At 73.3% G+C, this 23,557-nt stretch carries 23 protein-coding genes and 1 pseudogene; 15 read left to right on the top strand and 9 right to left on the bottom strand.

Annotated features, from left to right (window positions below):
• Window positions 1–4: 4 nt before the first annotated feature.
• The 3 genes from ACFWPS_RS09850 to ACFWPS_RS09840 all read left to right on the top strand — a co-directional run bounded on the left by ACFWPS_RS09850 (window position 5) and on the right by ACFWPS_RS09840 (window position 2,618).
• Window positions 5–640: a PadR family transcriptional regulator gene (locus ACFWPS_RS09850; protein WP_383702912.1), complete on the top strand. Its 636-nt coding sequence runs from the start codon at window positions 5–7 to the stop codon at window positions 638–640.
• Window positions 641–837: 197 nt separating this feature from the next.
• Window positions 838–1,845, top strand: a complete 1,008-nt coding sequence (locus ACFWPS_RS09845; RefSeq protein ID WP_383702910.1) for an ATP-binding cassette domain-containing protein — start codon at window positions 838–840, stop codon at window positions 1,843–1,845.
• Window positions 1,842–2,618, top strand: a complete 777-nt coding sequence (locus ACFWPS_RS09840) for an ABC transporter permease (RefSeq protein ID WP_383702908.1) — start codon at window positions 1,842–1,844, stop codon at window positions 2,616–2,618. The genes ACFWPS_RS09845 and ACFWPS_RS09840 overlap by 4 nt, the downstream gene beginning before the upstream one ends.
• Before the next feature lie 46 nt (window positions 2,619–2,664).
• Here ACFWPS_RS09840 and ACFWPS_RS09835 read toward each other — a convergent pair whose 3' ends face one another.
• Window positions 2,665–3,513: a siderophore-interacting protein gene (locus ACFWPS_RS09835; protein ID WP_383702906.1), complete on the bottom strand. Its 849-nt coding sequence runs from the start codon at window positions 3,511–3,513 to the stop codon at window positions 2,665–2,667.
• 124 nt (window positions 3,514–3,637) lie between these two features.
• The gene (locus ACFWPS_RS09830) at window positions 3,638–4,567 is read right to left on the bottom strand and encodes a 5'-3' exonuclease H3TH domain-containing protein (RefSeq protein ID WP_383702997.1); all 930 of its coding nucleotides are present in this window, start codon (window positions 4,565–4,567) and stop codon (window positions 3,638–3,640) included.
• Between the two features lie 812 nt (window positions 4,568–5,379).
• Between ACFWPS_RS09830 and ACFWPS_RS09825 the strand changes: the two genes are divergently transcribed.
• Together ACFWPS_RS09825 and ACFWPS_RS09820 are read left to right on the top strand one after the other, a co-directional pair.
• The gene (locus tag ACFWPS_RS09825; RefSeq protein WP_383702903.1) at window positions 5,380–5,952 is read left to right on the top strand and encodes a helix-turn-helix domain-containing protein; all 573 of its coding nucleotides are present in this window, start codon (window positions 5,380–5,382) and stop codon (window positions 5,950–5,952) included.
• Window positions 5,953–5,962: 10 nt separating this feature from the next.
• Window positions 5,963–6,826 (top strand): helical backbone metal receptor, encoded by an 864-nt coding sequence (locus tag ACFWPS_RS09820; protein ID WP_383702901.1) that lies wholly within the window; start codon window positions 5,963–5,965, stop codon window positions 6,824–6,826.
• Here the strand turns inward: ACFWPS_RS09820 and ACFWPS_RS09815 are convergent.
• On the bottom strand, window positions 6,738–7,856 hold the full coding sequence (locus tag ACFWPS_RS09815) for a TDT family transporter (protein WP_383702899.1): 1,119 nt from the start codon (window positions 7,854–7,856) through the stop codon (window positions 6,738–6,740). The two genes, ACFWPS_RS09820 and ACFWPS_RS09815, sit on opposite strands and share 89 nt — an antisense overlap.
• 70 nt (window positions 7,857–7,926) lie before the next feature.
• Between ACFWPS_RS09815 and ACFWPS_RS09810 the strand changes: the two genes are divergently transcribed.
• Both ACFWPS_RS09810 and ACFWPS_RS09805 read left to right on the top strand, forming a co-directional pair.
• On the top strand, window positions 7,927–8,847 hold the full coding sequence (locus ACFWPS_RS09810) for a LysR family transcriptional regulator (protein WP_383702897.1): 921 nt from the start codon (window positions 7,927–7,929) through the stop codon (window positions 8,845–8,847).
• A 317-nt stretch (window positions 8,848–9,164) separates the two neighbouring features.
• A pseudogene (locus tag ACFWPS_RS09805) lies at window positions 9,165–9,572 on the top strand (phosphotransferase family protein); the annotation flags it as partial.
• On the opposite strand, the gene ACFWPS_RS09800 reads toward ACFWPS_RS09805, so the two are convergent.
• Both ACFWPS_RS09800 and ACFWPS_RS09795 read right to left on the bottom strand, forming a co-directional pair.
• Complete coding sequence (locus tag ACFWPS_RS09800) at window positions 9,544–10,242, bottom strand: gamma-glutamyl-gamma-aminobutyrate hydrolase family protein (protein ID WP_383702895.1); 699 nt, start codon at window positions 10,240–10,242, stop codon at window positions 9,544–9,546. The pseudogene ACFWPS_RS09805 and the gene ACFWPS_RS09800 sit on opposite strands and share 29 nt — an antisense overlap.
• Before the next feature lie 84 nt (window positions 10,243–10,326).
• Window positions 10,327–11,061: a FadR/GntR family transcriptional regulator gene (locus tag ACFWPS_RS09795; protein ID WP_383702893.1), complete on the bottom strand. Its 735-nt coding sequence runs from the start codon at window positions 11,059–11,061 to the stop codon at window positions 10,327–10,329.
• Between the two features lie 99 nt (window positions 11,062–11,160).
• Here ACFWPS_RS09795 and ACFWPS_RS09790 point away from each other — a divergent pair, with 99 nt between their 5' ends.
• The 4 genes from ACFWPS_RS09790 to ACFWPS_RS09775 are packed head-to-tail and all read left to right on the top strand — an operon-like array spanning window position 11,161 to window position 15,568.
• Window positions 11,161–12,537 (top strand): glutamine synthetase family protein, encoded by a 1,377-nt coding sequence (locus ACFWPS_RS09790; RefSeq protein ID WP_383702891.1) that lies wholly within the window; start codon window positions 11,161–11,163, stop codon window positions 12,535–12,537.
• A gap of 8 nt (window positions 12,538–12,545) precedes the next feature.
• Window positions 12,546–13,925, top strand: coding sequence for an aldehyde dehydrogenase family protein (locus ACFWPS_RS09785; protein WP_383702889.1), 1,380 nt, complete (start codon window positions 12,546–12,548; stop codon window positions 13,923–13,925).
• The gene (locus ACFWPS_RS09780) at window positions 13,922–14,713 is read left to right on the top strand and encodes a 3-oxoacyl-ACP reductase (protein WP_383702887.1); all 792 of its coding nucleotides are present in this window, start codon (window positions 13,922–13,924) and stop codon (window positions 14,711–14,713) included. The genes ACFWPS_RS09785 and ACFWPS_RS09780 overlap by 4 nt, the downstream gene beginning before the upstream one ends.
• A gap of 48 nt (window positions 14,714–14,761) precedes the next feature.
• A complete protein-coding gene (locus ACFWPS_RS09775) occupies window positions 14,762–15,568 on the top strand; it encodes a DUF2510 domain-containing protein (RefSeq protein ID WP_383702995.1) in 807 nt (268 codons plus the stop codon).
• Window positions 15,569–15,572: 4 nt separating this feature from the next.
• Here the strand turns inward: ACFWPS_RS09775 and ACFWPS_RS09770 are convergent, their stop codons facing one another.
• A complete protein-coding gene (locus tag ACFWPS_RS09770) occupies window positions 15,573–16,775 on the bottom strand; it encodes an amino acid deaminase/aldolase (RefSeq protein ID WP_383702885.1) in 1,203 nt (400 codons plus the stop codon).
• A 665-nt stretch (window positions 16,776–17,440) separates the two neighbouring features.
• Window positions 17,441–18,076 carry a hypothetical protein gene (locus ACFWPS_RS09765; protein ID WP_383702883.1) on the bottom strand — a complete coding sequence of 212 codons (636 nt, stop codon included), beginning with the start codon at window positions 18,074–18,076 and terminating at the stop codon, window positions 17,441–17,443.
• A gap of 817 nt (window positions 18,077–18,893) precedes the next feature.
• Between ACFWPS_RS09765 and ACFWPS_RS09760 the strand changes: the two genes are divergently transcribed.
• Entirely contained in the window at window positions 18,894–19,709 is an 816-nt protein-coding gene (locus ACFWPS_RS09760) for a hypothetical protein (RefSeq protein ID WP_383702881.1), read from the top strand.
• Window positions 19,706–20,869 carry a type VII secretion-associated serine protease mycosin gene (gene mycP, locus ACFWPS_RS09755; RefSeq protein WP_383702879.1) on the top strand — a complete coding sequence of 388 codons (1,164 nt, stop codon included), beginning with the start codon at window positions 19,706–19,708 and terminating at the stop codon, window positions 20,867–20,869. Before ACFWPS_RS09760 ends, mycP begins: the two co-directional genes overlap by 4 nt.
• A 39-nt stretch (window positions 20,870–20,908) precedes the next feature.
• Here mycP and ACFWPS_RS09750 read toward each other — a convergent pair whose 3' ends face one another.
• The gene (locus tag ACFWPS_RS09750) at window positions 20,909–21,226 is read right to left on the bottom strand and encodes a hypothetical protein (RefSeq protein WP_383702877.1); all 318 of its coding nucleotides are present in this window, start codon (window positions 21,224–21,226) and stop codon (window positions 20,909–20,911) included.
• Between the two features lie 44 nt (window positions 21,227–21,270).
• Here ACFWPS_RS09750 and ACFWPS_RS09745 point away from each other — a divergent pair, with 44 nt between their 5' ends.
• Entirely contained in the window at window positions 21,271–21,543 is a 273-nt protein-coding gene (locus ACFWPS_RS09745; RefSeq protein WP_383702875.1) for an asparagine synthase-related protein, read from the top strand.
• A 113-nt stretch (window positions 21,544–21,656) separates the two neighbouring features.
• Here the strand turns inward: ACFWPS_RS09745 and ACFWPS_RS09740 are convergent, their stop codons facing one another.
• Window positions 21,657–22,667, bottom strand: coding sequence for a serine hydrolase (locus tag ACFWPS_RS09740; RefSeq protein ID WP_383702873.1), 1,011 nt, complete (start codon window positions 22,665–22,667; stop codon window positions 21,657–21,659).
• A gap of 150 nt (window positions 22,668–22,817) precedes the next feature.
• On the opposite strand from ACFWPS_RS09740, the gene ACFWPS_RS09735 reads away from it, so the two are divergent.
• Window positions 22,818–23,555, top strand: a complete 738-nt coding sequence (locus ACFWPS_RS09735) for an SseB family protein (protein ID WP_383702870.1) — start codon at window positions 22,818–22,820, stop codon at window positions 23,553–23,555.
• Window positions 23,556–23,557 lie beyond the last annotated feature (2 nt).

The following is a 23,557-nucleotide window of genomic DNA, read 5'->3' as shown; positions in this document are numbered from 1 at the left end:
CGGTGTGGCGGTGAAGCGGCGCAAGCTCAGCAATCCTCTGGCGCTCGTCGTGCTGACGACCCTCTGGCAGAAGCCGATGCATCCGTACGAGATCGCCCAGACCATGCGGCGTCAGGGCAAGGACACCAGCACCCGGATCAACTACGGCTCGCTCTACACGGTCATGCAGAACCTGGAGAAGCACGGCTTCGTCGAGGTGGCCGACGTGGAGCGGCAGGGCAACCGCCCGGAGCGCACGGTCTACGGCATCACCGACGCCGGGCGCGAGGAGATGATCCACTGGCTGTCGGATCTGATGGCCGTCCCGGCGAAGGAGTACCCGATCTTCGAGACGGCGCTCTCGCTGATGGGCGCCCTGCCGCCGGACGAGGTCGAGCGCTTGCTGGAGGAGCGGCTGAGCTCCCTGGAAGTGGAGGTCGCCGGCGGCAGGGCCGTGCTGGAGAAGCTGCACGAGACGCTGCCCCGGCTGTTCGTCGTCGAGGTCGAGTACCACCTGCACATGCTGGAGGCGCAGACCGCATGGGTCCGCGGCTTCGTGCGGGAGCTGCAGGACGGTTCGCTGCCGGACGTCGAGGGCTGGCGCCGGTTCCACGAGACCGGCGAACTGCCGCCGGAGTTCACGGAGGTGGAGCAGCAGTAGCGAGAGCTGCGAGAGAAGCAGACCCCGGCAGAGCTGTTGCAGCAGTTCCGCCGGGGTCTCGAACCCCGAGCTGAATCCGCCGTGAGGCAGATCCGGGCGATCGAGGTGCGGCACACCCAGGATAGCCCGGCACTCCTCAGGCGGATCAGCTGTCATCCCCTGTCATCTGTCATCCGCTCATTCAGGAGAGCCCTGTCATGAACACCCGTGCGCCCGCAGTGCAGGCGCGCCAGCTGATCAAGACCTACCCCGGTGACGTCACCGCGCTGAACGGCATGGACGTCACCGTCGAACCCGGCACCGTCTTCGGGCTCCTCGGGCCCAACGGCGCCGGCAAGTCCACCACCGTCAAGATCCTCACCACCCTCGCGCGCCCCGACTCGGGCACCGCCACCGTGGCCGGCCACGACGTGCTGCGCCACCCCGACCGGGTGCGCCGCGCGATCGGCGTGGTCGCCCAGAACTCCGGCGCCGACCCGGTCGCCACCGGCCGCGAGAACCTCCGGCTCCAGGGCAGGCTCTACGGCCTGCGCGGGGCCGGGCTGAACCGCCGGGTCGACGAGCTGCTGGACCGCTTCACCCTCACCGAGGCCGCCGGCCGTCAGGTCAAGGGGTACTCCGGCGGCATGCGGCGCCGCCTCGACGTGGCGCTCGGCCTGGTCCACCGCCCCGAGGTGCTCTTCCTCGACGAGCCCACCACCGGTCTCGACCCCGAGGCCCGCACCGCGATGTGGGACGAGATCGGCCGGCTGGCCGGCGAGGAGGGCCTGACCATCCTGCTCACCACGCACTACCTGGAGGAGGCCGACCGGCTCGCCGAGCGGATCGCGATCGTCGACCGCGGCCGGGTCGTGGTCGAGGGCACCCCCGACTCCCTCAAGGGCGAACTGCGCGGCGACGCCGTCCACGTGGAACTGCGCGAGGCGCCGGGGGAAGCCGGCCGTACCCTGCTCGCGGGCGCCCTGACCGGGCTGCCGGGCGTGCACGAGGTGCTGTTCGACGGGCGCCGGATCAGCGCCCGCGCCGACGACGGGGCCGCCGCCATGCCCGCGCTGCTCGCGGCCCTGGAGCGGGCCGGGGTGACCGTGACGGCCGCGACCGTCGCCCGGCCCTCCCTCGACGACGTCTACCTGCGCTACGCGGGCCGCCGTTACGCGGAGGCCGGCACCACCGACTCCCTCGCCCTGGCCGGAGGTGCCCGATGAGCAACGCGATGTCCCAGACCTGGTACATGACCCAGCGCCAGCTGCTGGTGTTCGCCCGGCAGCCCGCGTTCGCCGTGATCACCCTGATCCAGCCGGTGATCTGGCTGTTCCTCTTCGGCAACCTCTTCAAGAAGGTCGTCGAGCTGGGCGGCTTCGGCACCACGTCCTACCTCGACTACCTGGTGCCGGGCGTGGTCGTGATGAGCGCCCTCAGCTCCAACATGTGGGCGGGCATGGGCACGTTGGAGGAGATCCAGCGCGGCACCCTCAACCGCTTCCTGACCACCCCGGTCAGCAGGGCCGCGCTGATGAACGGCAACGTGGTGAACAACGGCCTGGTCACCGCGGGCCAGTCACTGATCATCGTGCTGCTCGGCCTGCTGGGCGGCGCCGACTACCCGGGCGGGGTCGTGGGCACGGTCGTTCTGGTGGTGGCCGCCGTACTGCTCGGCACCGTCTTCGGCGCGCTGTCCAACGCGCTCGGCATGCTGGTGCGGGAGCGGGAGTCGATCATCGGGATCAACACCTTCCTGCTGCTCCCGCTGACCTTCCTCTCCAGCGCCTTCATGGCACCGTCCCAGATGCCCGGCTGGATGCGGCACATCGCCGACTTCAACCCGCTCGACTGGGCGATGGTGGCGGGCCGTTCGGCGATGTCGGCGGACCCCGACTGGGGCGCGGTGCTCGGCCGCGGCGGGGCGCTCCTCGCGCTGGCGGTCGCGGCCGTGTGGCTGTCGATCAGGACGTTCCGGTCGTACCAGCGGTCGGTGTGACCGACCCGGGGCGGCGGCACCTTCTCGTGAGGTGCCGCCGGTCCGCTCAGGCCGCGGCCGCCCCGCCGCCCTCCTGCTCAGCCTCGATCCGGGCGTTCCAGTCGCGCTTGGAGGCCTGCCAGCCGTCCTCGTTGTGACCCAGGCGCCAGTAGCCGGAGATCGACAGGTCCTCGCGCGGGATCTGGCGCTCGACGCGCAGCAGCGCCCGCAGCTCCTTCACGAAGCTCGCCTCGCCGTGCACGAAGGCGTGCACCCGGCCTTCGGGGAACTCCAGCGCCCGTACGGCCGCGACCAGGGCCTCGCCGACCGGCCGCTCACCTCGGTGCAGCCAGACGACCTCCACGTCGGAGTCGACCTTCTGCTCCTCCTCGGGGCCGGAGACCTCGACGAAGGCGAACGCCTTCGCCCCGGCCGGCAGGGACTCCAGGGCGCGGGCGATCGCGGGCAGCGCGCTCTCGTCGCCGGCGAGCAGATGCCAGTCGGCGCCCGTGTCGGGGGCGTAGGCGCCGCCGGGACCCATGAAGCGCACGGTCTCGCCGGGCTGGACCCGGCAGGCCCACGGCCCGGCCAGGCCCTCGTCGCCGTGCACCACGAAGTCCAGGGCGAGCTCCTGGTGTTCGGCGTTCCAGGAGCGCACGGTGTAGGTCCGGGTCACCGGCCAGTGCTCGCGGGGGAACTCGGCGCGGATCCGCTCCAGGTCGAAGGGCTCGGGATAGGTGACGCCCGCCGGTCCGAAGAGGAGTTTCACGTAATGATCGGTGCAGGTGTCCGCGGCGAAGCCGGCCAGTCCGTCACCGCCGAGAACCACGCGCTGCATGTGCGGGCTCAACCGCTCGGTGCGCACCACCTGGGCGGAATGGGGCTTACGCGGCTTACGTCCCGGGCGCTCCGCCATGACCGGCCTCCCTGCTCCATTGGTTAGGTTTACCTAAGTTAGCATCTCCGTCCAGTTAACACCTCCTCCATGAACACTTGATGAGTGTGTTTTGCCGGAACAATTCCTTCGGGGTCAGGCTGGGTCAGGCTTCCAGGGTCACCAGCAGGCGATGCAGTGAGCCGCCCAGACCCCAGCGGGCGGCCAGGGCGTTCAGCCGCGCCGGGTCGCGGGGAGCCTTCGGCAGCGCGGTGTCGACGTCCGGCAGGGGTACGTCACCGGCGACCCGGACCACCTTCGGCGCCACGGCGACATACGGCCGCGCCTCGTCCAGCCGCTTGCGCTGCGACGGCGTGAGCTTCGCCGTCGGGTCGTCGACCGCGGCCATGATCCCGGCCAGGTCGCCGAACTCGGCGAGGAGCTTCGCGGCCGTCTTCTCACCGATGCCCGGCACCCCGGGCAGACCGTCGCTCGGATCCCCGCGCAGCAGCGCCAGATCCGCGTACCCGCCTCCGTCCACCCCGTACTTCTCGCGCAGCCACGCCTCGTCGGTCGTCTGCAGCGTCCCCACACCCTTCAGCGGGTACAGCACCCGCACCCCGCGCGCGTCGTCCACCAACTGGTAGAGGTCGCGGTCGCCGGTGACGATGTCGACCGGGCCGTCGGCCAGCGCGGTGAACGTGCCGATCACGTCGTCCGCCTCGTAGCCCGCCACGCCGACCCGGGCGATGCCCAGCGCGTCCAGCACCTCCTCGATGACCGGCACCTGCGGGGAGAGGGTGTCCGGCACCTCCTCCTGGTCCGGTCCCGTCTCGCGCTCCTCGGCGACCCGGTGCGCCTTGTAGGAGGGGATGAGATCGACCCGCCACTGCGGCCGCCAGTCGGCGTCCATGCAGGCCACCAGGAGGTCCGGGCGGTGGTCCCTGACCAGCCGGTCGATGAAGTCCAGCAGCCCGCGCACGGCGTTCACCGGCGTGCCGTCCGGCGCCTTCACGGAGTCCGGGACGCCGAAGTAGGCGCGGAAGTACAGCGAGGCGGTGTCGAGAAGCATCAGTCGTGCGGTCACGCCACGCATCATGCCGTACGGCACTGACGGCGACCGGGTGCCGATCACTCCGACCGCGTCTGCAGCCGGATCTCCTCGCCTACGAAAAGGATCCGGCCAACCACATAGCGCTACGGCACTGCCCAAGCCTTTCCGCCCCGCCGACCGGAACGGCCGACCGTGCGTTCGACGCGCCTCGCACCCCGTCCCGCCGTACCGGGGGCGCCCCTGACGGCACCGCGGTCCGCGACGACACCGTGGAACCGGCCGGCCACCACCGCGCCGACTGCGCCGCCCACTGTCAAGTCCGGCGCACCCTGCGGGGCTTCACCGTCCGGCGGGCCCGCCCGGATCAGCACCTCGACCAGGCACTCCGCGCCCGGGGCGCCGCCGGGAACATCGGCGGCGGCTCGCGCATTTAACCCACGGGGTGCCCCCTCGTCCTGATCGAGGGGGCGCGCCCGCGGAACGACCTCGGGAGCCGGTCCCCGCCTGCCCGTGACCCCGCCTCCGGCCGGGCCGGGCGGCCGAGCCCGCGCACCCCCGGCGGCACCCGTGCCTCCGCCGATCCGCCGGTGCCACCGCTGACCGACCCCGACGGCCGTCCGGCCCCCTGGTCAGCGTGTTCATCCCGAAGGACGAGTCGGTGCCCGGCGAGTCCGGCGAGCTCGTGCACTGGCGCGAACTGTGAGGGTCGCGCTCACCGGACGTGACGGGGATGTGACGGCCGCCTGAAACGGTTTGCCGAACATGCATAGGGTGCAGAGAACCCATCAGGAGGGGCCCGGCCGCAGCGGGGTGCCCGAAGGACGGAACGACGAGCGAAGGAGGGAGCCGGAGCGATGGGCGACCACAAAGACCAGCAGCCCGTGCGGGTGGGCGCGGCAGTCCGGCGGCGCCGCCGTGCGCTGGAGCTCACCCTCGCCGCCGTGGCCGAGCGCAGCGGCCTGTCGGTGCCCTTCCTGAGCCAGATCGAGAACGACAGGGCCCGCCCCAGCCGCACCTCCCTGGAGAAGCTCGCCGACGCCCTGCGCACCACGGCCGTCGAACTCCTCGCCGCCGCCGACCCGGCGTGCAGCGTCGACGTCGTACGGGCCGACGACGCCACCGAGACCGACTTCGCGCCCAAGGTCCGCTCCCTGGTCCGCGGTCACCACCAGCTGCACGCCTCGGAGTTCACCGGCGACCACGACGCCGGCCGCGAATTCCAGCACCGCAACGACGAGTTGATGTACGTCGCCGACGGCGCCGTGGAGATCGAGGCCGAGGGCCGCGCCTACCGCCTCGGCCGCGGCGACACCCTCTACCTCACCGGCGGAGTCCGCCACCGCTGGCGCGCGACGGTCCCGGACACCCGGGTCATCGTGGTCGCGGTCGCGGAACACATCGAGGCGGTCCAGGACCGCCCCCGCTGAACCGCCGCGCATGAAACCCCCTGCCCCTGAGACGCCCCGAGGTGAGACGCCCCGGCCTGAGACGCCCCGAGCTGGAGCGCCCCGAGCTGGAGCGCCCCGAAAGGGGCGCGGGGAACTGCGCGACCAGCCCCCACGCACCCGCACCCAACCATGGCGAGTCATCTCCCTCGTCCCCTCCCTCACCGAGGCAATCGCAGAAACGCTCCCTGGAGAAGTCCTCGTCGGCGCCACGAACTGGTGCACCCATCCGGCCGGCCTCGACGTCACTCGCATCGGCGGCACCAAGAACCCCGACCTCGACCGCATCCTCGCCCTCGCCCCCGACCTGGTGATCGCCAACGAGGAGGAGAACCGCGCCCCCGACCTCGACGCCCTGCGCACCGCAGGCGTGGAGGTCCTGCTCACGGAGGTGCGGAACGTGCCGCAGGCCTTCCGCGAGCTGGACAGGGTCCTCACCGCGTGCGGTGCGGGCGGCCGCCCCCGCTGGCTGGACGAGGCGGAGCGGGCCTGGTCCGCACCGGTGCCCCCCGGCCCCCGCACGACGGCGGTCGTACCGATCTGGCGGCGGCCGTGGATGGTCCTGGGCCGGGACACGTTCGCGGGGGACGTGCTGGCCCGGCTGGGCGTACGCAACCTCTTCGAGGGCCACCCCGAGCGCTACCCCCGCCTCCCGGTCGGGGAACTGCTCGACGCGGCCCCCGACCTGGTCGTCCTCCCGGACGAGCCCTACCGCTTCACCGCCGCCGACGGCCCGGAGGCGTTCCCGGGGCTGCCCTGTGCGCTCGTCAGCGGACGGCACCTGACGTGGTACGGACCGTCACTGGCCGAGGCGCCACGGGTGCTGGGCGAGGCCCTGCGAGCAGCTCACCGCTGAACAGCCCGCGTACGGTCCCGGAGGCGGCCGCGAGCCAGCCGGCGACGAGGAGGGCGTACAGACCCACCGCCAGCCAGTGATACCCCGCGAACCCGGTGTGCCGCCCCAGCGCGGCCGCGCCCGTGACGCACGTCCCCACGGGGAAGGTGAACGCCCACCACGTCATCGCGAACCGCATCCCCTGCCGCCACGCCCGCACCACGTGCGCCGCCGCCAGCGCCAGCCACAGCAGCGCGAACCCCATGACGGGAACGCCGTACAGCACGGCGAAGAGGCCGAAGCCGGCGGCGTACGGCGGCGGTACGACACCGGGGGCGAGGTCCGCGAAGGCGCCCGCCGCCGTCGTCGACTGCCCGAGCGGACCCAGCACCAGGAAGACCGTCGGGGTCAGCGCCAGTGGCAGCGGACCGCCGGTGACCAACCGGGCGAAGACGAGCGTCAGCATCAGCAGCGTGGTCAGCAGGCTCAGCCCGAAGAGCGCGAAGCAGCCGTAGAGCAGGGCCTCGCGCGGCTGCCCGGGCGGCAGATGCGGGACGAGCTGCGGCCCGAGCGCGGCCGACACCATGGGCGCGACCAGCGGCAGCAGCCACACCGGGGAGGCCTGACCGGGCTCGACCCGGTGCCGGACGGCCAGCAGGTACGGCACGGCGACGGCGGCCACGAGTCCCACGGCGGTACCGGCGACGAACAGCACGGAGTCGAGCGCGACGGCGGCCGGCTCGCCGATCCAGTCCCGCCCGAGGGCGAGGGCACCGCCGCCGACGGCGAGCAGGGCCATGGAGAGGCAGCCGTAGAAGGGGGCCACCGCGGGGTCGCGGAGGTGTGCGCGGGCCTGGTCGGAATGGTGGGCCCAGTGCAGGGCCCGGGCGAACAGCAGGACCACGAGTTGCAGCAGGGACAGCGCCCACACGCCGACGAACAGCTCACGCGAGCCGTCGACGCCGAGCGCGCCGCCGCCCAGTGCGAGGGCGGCGGTCCCCATGACGGAGGCGTACCAGTTGGGGCCGAGGTGGCGGACTGTGGTGACCATGGATCCAACGTGCCGCTGCTTCCCGCCGTCGACCAGGGAGTCCTCACCTATGGGGGCATAAGCTGGTCTTATGAGCGAGACGGAGGAGTGGGCAGGGGGCGGCACGCTGGCGCACCGGGTGCCGGACCTCGGCGCGCTGGAGCTGCTGCTGGCGGTGGCGCGGCTGGGCAGCCTCGGGGCGGCGGCGCGGGAGGTCGGCATCACCCAGCCGGCGGCCAGCAGCCGGATCCGCTCCATGGAACGGCAGCTTGGCGTGGCGCTGGTCGACCGTTCACCGCGTGGGTCCCGGCTGACGGACGCGGGGGCGCTGGTGACCGACTGGGCGCGGCGGGTGGTGGAGGCGGCGGAGGCCTTCGACGCGGGTGCCCAGGCGCTCCGGGACCGACGGGACTCGCGGCTGCGGGTCGCGGCGAGCATGACCATCGCCGAGTACCTCCTCCCCGGCTGGCTGCTCGCGCTGCGCGCCCAGCGCCCCGACACGGCGGTGTCCCTGCTCGCCGGCAACTCGGCGGCGGTGGCGGAACGGCTGCTCGCGGACGAGGCGGATCTGGGCTTCGTGGAGGGGCTGACGGTCCCGCACGGTCTCGACTCGGCGGTGATAGCCCACGACCGGCTGATCGTCGTCGTGGCCCCCGCCCACCCCTGGGCCCGCCGCCGACGCCCCCTCGCCGCGCAGGAGTTGGCGGCGACCCCGCTGATCCTCCGCGAACGCGGCTCCGGCACCCGCCAGGTCCTCGACGTGGCGCTGGGCGGTCTGGCCCGGCCGCTGATCGAACTGTCGTCGACCACGGCGGTGAAGGCGTCGGCGGTCAGCGGCGCGGGCCCGGCGGTCCTCAGCGAACTGGCGGTCGGGGAGGAGCTGGCGATACGACGCCTGGTCAGCATCCCGCTGGAGGGCGTCGCCCTCCGCCGCGACCTACGAGCAGTCTGGCCAACAGGCCACCGCCCGACGGGCCCGGCCCGCGAACTCCTCGCCCTCACCCGCGGATAACGTCCCAGGGGGCTCCGCCCCCTGGCCCCCCGCATCCTCCACCCACCCACCACCCGACTTGGTCACCCGAAGAGAAGCGGTCTGAAAAGCCAGCCCGCCCGGAACTTGAGGACGAGAGCCGCTCCGCACCTCCCTCCAGCCCGTCCGGCGTCTGAGGACGAAGACCGGTCGGCACCACGATCCAGCCTGTCCGGCGTTTGAGGACGAGGCCGTTCAGGCCGATGCGGGGGTGCGGGGGCGGCAGCCCCCGGGCGGGCGGTCGAGGGGGGCGCCCCTGGAGGATGGAACGGGTAGGGGCGGCGGGGGCGAAAATCTCCGAGCTGGCCGAACTCGCGGCCCCCTGGCCCGAGTCCGCCGCCGGCGGCACCCTCGCCCACGCCGACCTGAGGGCCGACAACATGCTGCTGACGGACGACGGAGGCGTCGTCTTCGTGGACTGGCCGCACGCGGTGCGGGCCGCCCCCTGGTTCGACCTGCTGGTCATGCTGCCGTGCGTCATGGCACAGGGCGGGCCGGAGCCGGAAGGCGTGTTCGGCGCGCACCCGCTCGGCCGGGACGCGGACCCGGGCGCCGTCACCGCCGTCCTCGCCGTGCTCACCGGCTTCTTCCTGGAGCACTCGGTGCGGCCCGCGCCGCCCGGCCTGCCCACCCTGCGCCCGTTCCAGCGGGCACAGGGCGAGGCGGCCCTGTCCTGGCTCAGGACACGGCTGCGACCGCGGCGGTGACCAGGGCGCGCATCACCCGCAGGTCCTCGCCCATCTCCGGATGCCACTGCACCCCGAGGAGCCAGCCGCGGTCGGCGGGCAGTTCGATCGCCTCGACCGTCCCGTCGGCCGCGTGCGCCGACACCAGCAGCCCCGCCCCGAGGCGGTCCACCGCCTGGTGGTGGAAGGTCGGGACCGATGTCTCCTCCGGGACCGTGTCGGCGTACCGGGTCCCGGGCACCGGCTTGACCGGGTGGCGGCCGAAGACGCCCGGCACCTCCGCGTGGCCGTCGATGTGCTGGACGAGGGTGCCGCCCAGGGCCACGTTCAGGAGCTGCATGCCCCGGCAGATGCCGAGCAGCGGTAGGCCCGCGGCCAGCGCCGCGTCGACGAGGGCCAGTTCCCAGGCGTCCCGGGCGCGGGCGGGACGGCCCGTGCGGGGGTCGGGCTCGGCGCCGTAGCGGACCGGCTCCACGTCCGGGCCGCCCGCGATCACCAGGCCGTCAAGGCGGGCCACCGTCGCCGCCGCGTGCTCCGGGGCGTCCGGCGGCAGCATCGCCGCCAGGCCGCCGGCCCGCTGGACGAGCCGTGGGTAGCCGGCCGGCAGCAGGGCCGCCTCCAGCTCCCAGACGCCCCAGCGCGCCCCGGCCTCCAGGTATGTGCTCACGCCGATCAGCGGCCGTCCGGCCATGGGCCCTCCCCTGTCATAAAGGTGTGCGATAAAGGTGTGCGTCCACACCTTTATCGCACACCTTTGTGGCAGGCCGGTCGGGTGTCAGGCCAGGAAGCCCCGCAGCAACGCGGCCGTTCCCGCGCAGTGCTCCCGCATCATCTCCCGCGCGCCGTCCGCGTCCCCGTCCAGTACCGCCTCCACCAGGGCGATGTGCTGGCGCTGCGAGTGCTCCAGGTTGCGGACCAGGAGCGGGATGCAGTCGAGGAGGTCGTTGACCGTCGCCCGTACCGCCGCGTACTGAGCGGTGAGGGAGGGCGACCCGCACAGCTCGGCGATCGTCAGATGGAGCAGGGTGTCCAGGCGGCGGTAGTCCGCCAGCGGAGCCTCGTGCGTCCGGGCCAGCGCCTCGCGGAGGCGGAACGCCTGCTCGCCGGTCAGTCCGTGCGCCGCGCACAGGCCTGCCGCGCCGACCTCCAGGACCTCCCGGAAGCGCAGCACGTCCTCGATGTCGACCTCGGCGATCCGGCGCCGCAGCTCGTCCTCGCCGCCCGCGTCCGTGCGCGGCAGCACGAACGTCCCGCCGTACCGGCCGCGCCGGGACTCCACCAGGCCCTGGTCCTGGAGCACCTTCAGTACCTCGCGCAGCGTCACCCGGCTGATCCCGAGCCGCTCCGCCAGCTCCCGTTCGGCGGGCAGCCGCTCGCCGCCCGGAACCAGGCCCAGCCGGACGACCTGCAGGATCTGCTCCAGCGCCTCCTCGAAGCCGTTGCCCGCCCGCACCGGCCGCAGCACCGGAGTCAACGGGTCGTCGAGGGCGCCGTCCGCGTCCAACGACATATGGCCGTACCCCCTTCCCAAGCAATGGTTCTCTTCAATACCTTAGAGCTCCCCGACCGGCCCCAGAAGCGTTGCGTGAAAGAAGCCGAAGGAGCTCCCGTGGCAGACCGCACACCCCCGCTGAGCGTCGAGGAACTGCACACCCTCGTCGCGGGCGGTGAGATCGACACTGTCGTCCTGGCCTTCCCCGACATGCAAGGGCGGTTGCAGGGCAAGCGGTTCGCCGCCCGTTTCTTCCTCGACGAGGTCCTGCGGCACGGCACCGAGGGCTGCAACTACCTCCTCGCCGTCGACACCGAGATGAACACCGTCGACGGCTACGCCATGTCCTCCTGGGACCGTGGCTACGGCGACTTCGCCATGCACCCCGACCTCTCCACCCTCCGCCGCGTGCCCTGGAACGCGGGCACGGCGATGCTCGTCGCCGACCTCGCCTGGAACGACGGCTCCCCGGTCGTCGCCGCGCCCCGGCAGATCCTCCGCCGCCAGCTGGAGCGCCTCGCCGAACTCGGCTACACCGCACAGGTCGGTACGGAGCTGGAGTTCATCGTGTTCAAGGACACCTACGAGGCGGCCTGGGACGCGAACTACCGGGGGCTGACCCCGGCCAACCAGTACAACATCGACTATTCGGTGCTGGGGACCGGGCGGATCGAGCCGCTGCTCCGCCGGATCCGCAACGAGATGGCGGGGGCCGGGCTGACCGTCGAGTCCGCCAAGGGGGAGTGCAATCCCGGGCAGCACGAGATCGCCTTCCGGTACGACGAGGCCCTCGTCACCTGCGACCAGCACGCGATCTACAAGACCGGTGCCAAGGAGATCGCCGCCCAGGAGGGCGTCTCGCTCACCTTCATGGCCAAGTACAACGAGCGCGAGGGCAACTCCTGCCACATCCACCTCTCGCTGACGGACGCGGACGGCCACAACGTCTTCGCCGCCCCCGACGGACACGGCAGCCCCGACGCCATGTCCGACGTGATGCGGCACTTCCTCGCCGGACAACTCGCCGCCCTCCGCGACTTCTCGCTCCTCTACGCCCCCAACATCAACAGCTACAAGCGGTTCCAGCCGGGCTCCTTCGCCCCGACCGCCGTCGCCTGGGGCCAGGACAACCGCACCTGTGCGCTGCGCGTCGTCGGCCACGGCCGCTCGCTGCGCTTCGAGAACCGGCTGCCCGGCGGCGACGTCAACCCGCACCTCGCCGTCGCCGGCCTGGTCGCGGCAGGGCTGTACGGCATCGAGCAGAAGCTGGAGCTGCCCGAGGCCTGCGCGGGCAACGCCTACACCGCCGACTTCGCGCATGTCCCGACCACCCTCCGCGAGGCCGCCGAGCTCTGGGAGAACAGCCCCGTCGCCAAGGCCGCCTTCGGCGACGAGGTCGTCGCGCACTACCGCAACATGGCCCGCGTCGAACTGGAGGCCTTCGACGCCGCGGTGACCGACTGGGAGCTGCGCCGCTCCTTCGAACGCATGTGAGGCATCACTTGTCGCAACAGTACGAACTCGACGTCCTCGACCCGGCCACGGAAGAGGTGATCGCGACCGTCCCGGGTGCTGTGGCGGGGGACGTCGACACCGCCGTACGACGGGCCGCACGGGCCCAGCAGCGATGGGCCGCGCTCGCACCCGGCGAACGGGCCCGGCTGCTGCGCCGGTTCGCCGTCGTCGTCGACGAACACCGCGAGGAACTCGCCCTTCTGGAGGTCCGGGAGGCCGGGCACACCATCGGCAACGCCCGCTGGGAGACCGGCAACGTCCGCGACCTGTTCGACTACGCGGCCGGGGGAGTGGAGCGCCTGATCGGGCGTCAGATCCCGGTCCCGGGCGGCCTCGACGTCACCCTCCTCGAACCCCTCGGGGTCGTCGGGATCATCGCCCCCTGGAACTTCCCCATGCCCATCGCGGCCTGGGGCACCGCGCCCGCGCTCGCCGCCGGCAACGCGGTCATCCTCAAGCCCGCCGAGACGACCCCGCTCACCGCGCTCCGGCTCGCCGAACTCGCCCTGGCGGCAGGCCTTCCCGAGCACCTCTTCCAGGTGCTGCCCGGCCGCGGCGACATCGCGGGCGAGGCCCTGGTCCGCCATCCCGGCGTCGCCAAGATCGTGTTCACCGGCTCCACCCGGACCGGCAAGCGCATCATGGCGCTCTGCGCCGACCAGGTGAAGCGCGTCACCCTCGAACTCGGCGGCAAGAGCCCCAACCTCGTCTTCGCCGACGCCGACATCGAGGCCGCCGCGGCCGCCGCCCCCATGTCCTTCCTGGACAACTCCGGCCAGGACTGCTGCGCCCGCACCCGCATCCTCGTCCAACGCCCGGTCTACGACCGTTTCGTCGAACTCCTCGCCCCCGCCGTCGAGTCCGTCACCGTCGGCGACCCGGCCGACGAGCGGACGGACATGGGGCCGCTGATCTCCAAGTCCCAGCTGGAACGCGTCCGTTCGTACGTCGACGCCGACGCGCCCGGCATCCGCGGCAAGGCCCCCGAGGGCCCCGGCTTCTGGTTCCCGCCCACCGTCCTCACCGGCGTCGAGCCGCACGCGCGCGTGGCCGTGGAGGAGGTCTTCGGACCGGTCGCCGTGGTCATCCCGTTCGAGGACGAGGCCGACGCGATCCGGCTCGCCAACGGCACCGACTACGGCCTCTCCGGCTCGATCTGGACCCGGGACGTGGGCCGCGCGCTGCGCGTCTCCCAGGCCGTCAAGGCCGGCAACCTGTCCGTCAACTCCCACTCCAGCGTCCGCTACTGGACCCCCTTCGGCGGCTTCAAGCAGTCGGGGATCGGCCGTGAACTCGGCCCGGACGCGCTCACCGCCTTCACCGAAACCAAGAACGTCTTCATCAGCACGGAAGGCCCCGCACAGTGACCGCTGAGACCCCTGACATCGTCTGCCGCCGACTCGTCGGCCGTACCGCCGTCATCACCGGAGCCGGCAGCGGCATCGGCCTCGCCACCGCGCGGCGGCTGGCCTCCGAGGGCGCCCATGTCGTCTGCGGCGACGTCGACGAGGCCCGCGGCAAGGCCGCCGCCGAGGAGGTCGGCGGCATCTTCGTCAAGGTCGACGTGACCGACCCGGAGCAGGTCGAGGCCCTCTTCAAGACCGCCTTCGACACCTACGGCAGCGTCGACATCGCCTTCAACAACGCCGGTATCTCGCCGCCCGACGACGACTCCATCCTGGAGACCGGCCTGGAGGCCTGGAAGCGCGTCCAGGAGGTCAACCTCACCTCCGTCTACCTGTGCTGCAAGGCCGCGATCCCCTACATGCGGCAGCAGGGCAAGGGCTCCATCATCAACACGGCGTCCTTCGTGGCCCGGATGGGCGCGGCCACCTCGCAGATCTCCTACACCGCGTCCAAGGGCGGGGTTCTGGCCATGTCCCGTGAACTGGGCGTGCAGTTCGCCCGGGAGGGCATCCGCGTCAACGCCCTCTGCCCGGGACCGGTCAACACCCCCCTCCTGCAGGAGCTGTTCGCCAAGGACCCGGAGCGGGCCGCCCGTCGCCTGGTGCACATCCCGCTCGGCCGGTTCGCCGAGGCCGACGAGATCGCCGCCGCCGTCGCCTTCCTGGCCAGCGACGACTCCTCCTTCGTCAACGCCAGCGACTTCCTGGTGGACGGCGGGATCTCTGGGGCGTACGTCACGCCCCTCTAGGAGTCCGTGTACGGACCCCGACCCCCGTCCTACAGTGCGGGAGTGAGCATGACGCCGCCCGGCTGGTACGCCGACCCGCAGGCCCCGCACCTGGAGTGCTGGTGGGACGGACGGGCCTGGACCGAGCACCGGCGCACCCTGTCCGGCCTCCCCGCGCCGCCGGCCCCGGCGGCCGGGGCGTCCGGACGGGCCAGGACGGTCGCGCTGGTATCCGCCGCGGCCGTGCTGGCGACGGCGATCGTCTCCGGTACGACCGTGCTCCGCACCGACGAGGCGAACGGCCGCGCCGACACGACGGTCCACGCCGCCCCCAGCGCGGCGGCGCCCCCGTCCCTCGTGGTCGACCAGCTCAACGGCATCACCCTGCCGGTGCCGGCCGGCTGGACCGGTTCCTCGTACCTCGCCCAGGACGACGTCGTGATGACCACCGACGGCACCTACGCCTGCCCGGCCGACACCGGCCGGTGCCGCCACGGCGAGGTCAGCAGCAGTACGGCGGGCAGCGTCGACGGCACCTCCCCGCGCACCGTCGCCGAACGGGACGTACCCGACGCGGCCGAGGCGGCCTACGGCCACGATCCCGGCGGCGGGCGGCCCTTCGGGGGCATCCGGTCCCACCGGGTCGTCAAGGCCGGGCGGGTCGCGGTGGCGGGCCGCGACGGCTACCTGGTGCGCTGGCGGGTACGGACGGCCGACGGACCGGGCGGCTACGTCCAGTCCCTGGCCTTCCCGTCCGACACCGGTATCCCGGCCCCGGTCGTCGTCCGGTTCGTCTTCGACGCGGGCCCGGACGGACCGCCGCTGTCCGACATGGACGCGATCACGAAGGGCATCCGCCCGGCGGACAGGCCCTAGACGTCTACAGGAACGTGTGTCCCTCGCCCCGGTACGTGGGTTCGGTCGCCGCCACCCGGTCGCCCTCGATCAGCTGCAGCTCGGCGAACCGCTCGCACAGTTCGCCCGCCTTGGCATGCCGGAACCACACCTTGTCGCCGATCAGCAGGTCGTCCGCGGCGGAGCCGAGCAGCGGGGTCTGCACCTCGCCGGGGCCCTCCTGGGCGTCGTACGAGAGTCCCTCCGGCAGGTACGGCACCGGGAGCCGGTCCGGGCCCGCTGCGCCCGAGGCCGGGTAGCCGCCGCCGAGGACCGTGACGACCCCGACACCGGGCCGCCGCACCACCGGCATGGCGAACAGCGCGGCCGGACGGCCGGTGAACGACGTGTAGTTGTCGAAGAGCCGGGGCACGTACAGGCCCGAACCGGCCGCTATCTCGGTGACCGCGTCCTCCGCGGCCGTGGTCTGCACGCTGCCCGTGCCGCCGCCGTTGACGAACTCCAGGTCCGGCGCCACCGCGCGGACCGCCCGCACCACCGCGGCGCGCCGCTCGGCCAGCTCGCGGCGGGCGGTGGCCTGCATCAGCCGCACCGCGCGCGACCGCAGCGGCCGGCCCGCGACATCGTCCCCGACACCGGCGATGTGACCCTCGTACCCCATGATCCCGACCAGCCTGAAGCCCGGCCGCCGGACCACGGTCCGCGCGAGATCGGCGAGCTGGGCGGGAGAGTACAGCGGCGAGCGCCGGGCCCCGACCCGCACCCGGCCCCCGAGCAGCTTCAGCGAGGTGTCCAACTCCAGGCAGACCCGGACCACTTCGCTGCCGCCGTCACGGGCGGCGTCGATCAGGTCGAGCTGCGCCGGGTCGTCGATCATCACGGTCACGGCGGCGGCCAGCTTGGGATCGGCGGCCAGCTCGGCGTACCGGGCCCGGTCGGCGGACGGATAGGCGAGCAGGACGTCGTCGAAGCCCGAGCGCGCGAGCCACAGCGACTCCGCGAGCGTGAAGGACATGATCCCGGCGAAACCGTCCTTCGCGAGGACGCGTTCCAGCAGGTGGCGGCAGCGGACGGACTTGCTGGCGACCCGGATCGGCTTGCCGCCGGCCCGGCGCACCAGATCGTCCGCGTTGGCGTCGAAGGCTTCGAGATCCACGATCGCGAGGGGGGCGTCCAGGTGGGCGGTGGCCCGGTCGTAACGGGCCCGGTCGGCGGCGCGCGCAGTCATGAACGAAGCCTGCCAGACAGGATTACCGCAGGGTAGGGGGACGATCCGGGCAGATGCCCCGGGGTCGCGGACTGGTTCCCGTTCGCCGTCGGACAACCCGTAGAGTGACGCGCACGTACGGCGGAACGAACCCGGCCGCCTGACCCGCGCCGGGATGCGGATCCGCGCGTGCGGGTATGCGTGCCCGGGGGCGGACGTCTCCGCGTCGGGGAGCACGACGGCCCGTACGAGGAGTTGGCCCGGGCACGAGGAAACGGGGGGCGCATGAGCGGTGAAGCGCGGCACGCCCCGATCCCGCGACGGCCTTCGCCCGACCCCGTCCCGACGGATTCCCCGGGGGAGCCCGCGCCGACCGCCGACGGAACCCGGCCGGGGAACGGCGGGACCGGCAAGGGCGATGTCCCGCACGCGTCCGGTGCGGCCGGCCGCGTGGACCGGCCGGGGTTCTTCGACCGGCCGAGCCGGATGAACCGGTCGCAGCGGACGGACGTATCCACCGGTGGGGCCGGGACCACCGGGCAGGACCAGCTGCCGGGACGGCCCGGCGGGCAGCAGAGTCGTGATGACCGGACGAGTCGGGGCGGTGCGGTGGGGCAGGGCGATCAGGATGCGGGGGACCGGGCCGTCGGCCGCTCGACGTCCGCCGAACGCATCGTTCGGCCCCGCTATCCCAGCTTCCGTCCGCCCCAGGGCCCGCCGCCCCAGGGCGCGGCCACCGCGCCCCCGCCGCCACCGGCCTCGGCCCGTTTCCCGGACCTGCCCCCGGCGCCCTCCGACCGGGAGACCGGCTGGGCCGTGCCGCCGACGTCCTCGGGCCGGGAGTCCGGCCGACCGGTGCCGCCCGCGTCCTCCGGGCGGGAGACCGGGCGTACCGCGCCGTTCCGGCTGTCGTACGGTCCTGGCCCCTCGCCACGACGCACGCAGCCCGGGCCGGAACCGACCACCTCGCTGCGCCCCCTCCGCACGGCGGAGGAAACGGAGCCGTCGCCGGACGAGCGGCGCGGCACCGCAGGGCCGTCGGCCGCGCGCCCGGCCGCGCCGTCGAGCGACCCGGCCGGGGGCACGTCCGGTGCGTCCGGGCCCAGACGGTTCGAGCGGCCCCGCGGTGACTTCCCGGCCGGCGCCATCGGCACGCCGGACTCGGGCAGCGCCTGGAGCCCGCACATGCGGACGTTCCCGGTACCGACGGCCCCGCCACGCCCCACGACACCCCCGAAGGCCACCCCACCGCCGCCCCGCCCGCCCCGGCCCCCGGCCGCCGGCACCTCACCGCGTCCGGCCGACGCCCCGGCGTCCGGCACACCGCCGCGTCCTTCCGGCCCCCCGGCGACCGGGACACCCCCGCGTCCGGCGGATCCTTCGGCGGCGGGTACCGCGTCGCGTCCGGTGGAGCCTGCGGCGAGCGGCGATCCCTCGCGTTCGACGGGCGCTGCGGCGACCGGCACACCGCGGCGTCCGGCCGGCCCTCCGGCATCCGGTGCCGCCTCGCGTCCGACCGGTCCTCCAGCGGCCGTCGCACCCCCGCGTCCGGCGGACCCTGCGGTGGCGGATACCGCGTCGCGTCCGGTGGAGCCTGCGGCGAGCGGCGATTCCTTGCGACCGACGGGCGCTGCGGCGACCGGCACACCGCGGCGTCCGGCCGGCCCTCCGGCATCCGGTGCCGCCTCGCGTCCGGCCGAACCTGTGGCGACCGGCATTCCCTCGCGTCCGACGGGCGTCCCGCGGCCCGCTGCTCCGCCGCGTCCGGCCGAGCCTCCGGCACAGCCCGGCAAGGTCCCGGGGGCCGATGCGCCGCACCGGCCCGGTGCCCAGGCGCCCTCCGGCCCGCCGCGTCCGACGGGGCTTGCGCACAGCGGTGCCCAGGCGCGTCCCGCGGCCTCGTCGGCGACCGGTACGGGGTTCCCGGCCGTCGACGCTCCCGCACGGTCCGCGGCGGGAGCGCCGCCGCGGCCTTCGACTGCTCCGGCCCACCGGGACTCCGGCACCGCGCCGCGTCCCGCGACCGCTCCTCCTTCCTACCGCGACACCGCCCCGCCGGCCCACCCCCACGGCCCCGCCCCGGACCCCGCCATGTCCTGGAGCGCCTCTGCGGGAACTCCCGGCCGGGAGCGGCCCGTTGTGACGTTCGGTGAGCCCGAGGGGTACGACGAGCGTGGTCGGGGGCTGTCGTTGGTCGGTCGCGTGGCGCCTCGTACCGCCGCTGCCGCCGCCTGCATGGTGCTCGGCCTCGGACTCATCGGCGGCGCGGTGACCGGGGGCTGGATCGCCGACGACGGCGGTGACACGACCGCGGCGACCAGCTTCAGCACCACCTCCGGTCTCTGGCACAACGTGCCGGTCGACGAACTGTTCCCGCCCACCGTGCAGGGCACCGGCGCCGGCCCTGGCGGAGCCGACCGCACCTGGACCCGGATCGCCGTCGCCCCGGCCGGCGGCTGCGCCGACGCCTTCGACCCGCTGCTGCGCAAGGCGCTCGCCCCCGTCGGCTGCCAGCGCCTGATCCGCGCCACCTACACCGATGCCACCCAGAGCTATGTGACGACCGTCGGCCTGCTGTTCACGAAGGCCGACTCGGCCGGGATGACCGCCCTCGCCAAGCGGTTCACCGACGAGCGGCTGGACCGCCGTACCGACCTGCTGCCCCGCCCGTACGCGGCGAAGAACACCGCCGCCGAGCGGTTCGGGCCGCACCAGCGCGCCTCCTGGACGATCTCCGTGCTCACCGACGCGCCGGTCGTCGCCTACGCCGTCTCCGGCTGGGCCGACGGCCGCACCGTCGACACCCCGCAGCCCGCCGCCGACGCCGAGACGTCCGGTGCCACCACGGCCGCGGCCCAGGCCGGCCTCGGCAACGAGGCGCAGGGCCTGGCCGACCGGATCGAACGGCGACTGCGCCAGAACATCGCAGGACCGGCAACGGAGAAGCCCTCATGAAGCGCCGCGCAACCGGGGCCGCGGTGAGCCTGCTGCTCGCCGGCTCGCTCGCCCTGCTGCCGTCCACGACCGCGTACGCGGACAGCATCCGCGCCCAGCAGTGGGGCCTGTCCGCCCTGCACCTCGACGAGGCCTGGCAGACCACCAAGGGCAAGGGCATCACCGTCGCCGTCCTGGACACCGGCGTCGAGGCCGACCACCCGGACCTCGTCGGCAACGTCCTGACCGCCAAGGACATGATCGGCTTCGGTGCCGAGCCCGGTGACCGCACCTGGGCCCGGCACGGCACCGCCATGGCCGGCATCATCGCCGGTCACGGTCATGGTGTCGGGAACGGCGACGGCGTGATGGGGGTCGCGCCCGAGGCCAGGATCCTCCCCGTCCGGGTCATCCTCGAAGACGGCGACAGCGCTCGCGGCAAGGCCCGCTCCACCCGGGGCAACGCCCTCGCCGAGGGCATCCGGTGGGCCGCCGACCACGGTGCCGACGTCATCAACCTCTCCCTCGGCGACGACTCCGACTCCGCGCACCCCGAGCCCAGCGAGGACGAGGCGATCCAGTACGCCCTGAAGAAGGACGTGGTGGTCGTCGCCTCGGCCGGCAACGGCGGCGACAAGGGCGACCACATCTCCTACCCGGCGGCCTACCCGGGCGTCATCGCCGCCACCGCGGTGGACAAGTTCGGCACCCGCGCCGACTTCTCCACCCGCCGCTGGTACGCCACGGTCAGCGCGCCCGGCGTCGACATCGTCATCGCCGACCCGGACCACAAGTACTACGAGGGCTGGGGCACCAGCGCCGCCTCCGCCTTCGTCTCCGGCGCCGTGGCCCTGGTCAAGGCCGCCCACCCGGGCCTCACCCCGGCCCAGATCAAGAAACTCCTGGAGGACACCGCCCGTGACGCCCCGGCCGGCGGCCGCGACGACTCCCGGGGCTTCGGCATGATCGACCCGGCGGCGGCGATCAAGGCCGCGGCCGGCCTGAAGACGCAGAACCTGACGTCCGCGTCGTACAGCAAGAAGTACTTCGGCTCCGGCCCGGACCCGCAGGAGAAGGCCACGAGCGCATCGGACTGGGCAGCCCCGCTGGCCGGCGGCACGGGCGGGGTGCTGGTGGTGGCGGCGGGAGTTCTCTGGCGGCAACGGCGCAGGAACACCTGAAACGTGCCGACTCCCTGAGGGGCCGCCAAAGGACCCGCGTCAGTCGTCTCCGTGGTCCGGGAACCAGGCGAGCATCTCGTTGTACAGGGCGGAGGGCTGCTCGTCGGGTGAGAGCCAGTCGGTCTCGCCGTGGCGCCACTCGTACTCGTGGTGGCGGGCGGCGATCTCCTCGACGAGTTCGGCGGCGAGGCGGGAGGCTTCGTACAGGTCCTGATCGGTGCTCCGGGAACTGGCGGCGACGATCACGCCGCGCACCTCGGCGGAATGGCCGTAGCGGAAGGCGCCGGTGCCGAGCAGGTGTGGATCGGTGTGGACGGACGTTCCGTTGTTGTGGCCGAGACTCCGTCCTGAAGGCATACGATCTGCCGATCGCCAAGGGCGACGAACACGCCTCGCTGCACATGCTGTTCGGCATCGTGCGCGGGCACTCCACCGTGGCCCTCTCGGGAGAGTGCGGCGACGAGGTGTTCGGTGGGTACCGCTGGCAGCGTGACCCCGACGCGGTCTTCTCACCCACCTTCCCCTGGGTTCACGAAGGCCGCCCGCTCCGCGAACGCCTGGCCGACGTCGTGCGCGGCGCCGCACTGGAGAACGGAATGAGCCGGGCCGCCTTGGAGACCACGCTTCAACTCGACGACTGGCTGCGTACGTACGACGTGGACATCGTGCTCTGAGCCGTACGGGCACCCTGCGCGCCAACTCCCACGACGCCCTCTGAAACGCCCCCTCGGGGTGGCGCGCCCCAGGGGGCACGGGAAACTGCACGAGCAGCCCCCTCGCCGACCCGCTACTGCGAAGCCGAAGCCGAGGCCGAAGCCGACGCGGACGAATCGGCTTCGGTGAAGGAGCCCACCGCCGCCTTCGCAGCCGCCTCGATCAGCGAAATCCCCTTCGCCTGGCTCACGGTCCCCTTGGACAGCACGGCGACCAGGTAGTCCGTGCCGTCCACCGTCACCCGCCCGATGCTGTTGACGTCCCACAACCCCGTCGTGCTGCGCGCCAGCCACCCGTTCTTCAGCGCGAACTCCGAACCGTCGGCGGCGGCCGAGACGCCCCACCGCTGGTCCGACTCGACCGTCTTCATCAGCCCCTGGATGTACGCCTGCGAGGCCTCGCTCAGCTTCGAGTCGTCCCCGAACACCTGCTGGAGCAGGGTGAGTTGATCGGCGGCGGTGGTCTGCGTCAGCCCCCACAGCGCCCCGTCGCCACCCTCGGTCGACGTCAGCCCGAACCGCTTGTTCGCGGCGTCCAGGCCCGCCGCCTTGCCGATGATGTCCCACAGCTGCGACGCCGACGTGTTGTCACTGTTCTCGATCATCTTCGTGGCGTACGCCTTCTCCGTCGCCGTCAGATGCCGGTCCGCGTCCTGCGCCTGCAGCAGCAGTGTCGCGAGGATGTCGACCTTGACGATGCTCGCGGTGTCGAAGGCCGAGTCGCCGTAGGCCGCGCTGTCGCCGGAGTCGAGATCGAGGACGGCCGCCGAGACCTTCGCCCCGGACGGCACGGTCACCTTGCCCAGCGCCGAACTCAGCAGCGCGTCCCGGTCCACGGCCGGCTCCGTCACGGGTTCCACCGATGCCTCCTCACTCGCCGCGGCCGAGGCCGAGGAGGACGGCGCCGGCGACGCCGCCGAGGATACGGCGTTGTCGCGCGCGTGCGCCTTCACGTACACGGTGCCCGCCGCGGTGGCGCCGACGACGGCGACCGTGGCGAGGGAGACGTAGAGAACGGCCCGGCGCCGGGGCCGGCCGCGGCGGCGGGCCCGGCGGGATCCTGAGGTGGCTCTGGGGGACTCCATGCCCGCGATGCTCGGGGCGGGGACTGTGTGAGCCGTTTGCTGGACGTTAGAAGTAGGTCAGGGAAATCTGAGATTCCGGTGAAACCCGTGTCGGACGGGTTTCGGGGGCCGCACAAGCGCAGCAGCATCCCACCGATAGGGTCGGGGACCGTGGCGAACAAGAACATTCCCGACTCCGGCTACTCCGACGACGACGGCTCCGCCGACCCCCGGCTGACCGCCGCGCTGGCCGCCTGGGCCGGGGACCGCAGCGCCGTCGGACCGGTTCTGGAGGCGCTGAAGGGCGCCCGGCTGCTGGTTCCGGTGGTCGCCGTCCTCGGCGAGGTGGAGGAGGACGAGAACGGGCTGCGCCGCGAGAAGACCAGCGACATGGCCGTCCCCACCCTGAAGGCGGGCCACCGCACCGCGCTGCCGGCCTTCACCTCCACCGCCTCGCTGGCCCGCTGGGACCCGGCGGCCCGGCCCGTCGCCGTTCCCCTGCACCAGGCGCTCCAGGCGGCCGCGCACGAGAACGCGGACACGGTGGTCCTCGACCTGTCGGGGCCGGTGCCGTTCGAACTGACCGGTGCCACGCTGCTCGCCCTGGCCGAGGGGCGTACGACCGGTGACCCGCTCGCCGACCCGGCCGTGGTCGGTGCCGTCCGGGCCGCGGTGGCCGCCGAGCCCGCCGTGCTCCGCGCCCATCTCGGGCCCGGCTCCGCCGACGGCACGCTGGCGCTGGTCCTCGACCCGGCCGCCGCGCCGCCCGCCGAGGCCGCCAGGGCCGTCGCCGAGCGGCTCGCCGCCGACGAGACACTGAGGGCCCGCCTGGTGCGCGGCCTCGACCTGGCACTGCTGCCGGCCGGGACCACGCCTCCGGGCGAGCCCTTGTACGTAAGAGAGAGCTGAGC

The sequence above is a fragment of the Streptomyces sp. NPDC058457 genome (assembly GCF_042720695.1).
In the GTDB taxonomy this organism is placed as follows: domain Bacteria; phylum Actinomycetota; class Actinomycetes; order Streptomycetales; family Streptomycetaceae; genus Streptomyces.
The sequence above is the reverse complement of the archived record's forward strand: the minus strand, read 5'-3'. Positions and strand labels throughout refer to the sequence as shown.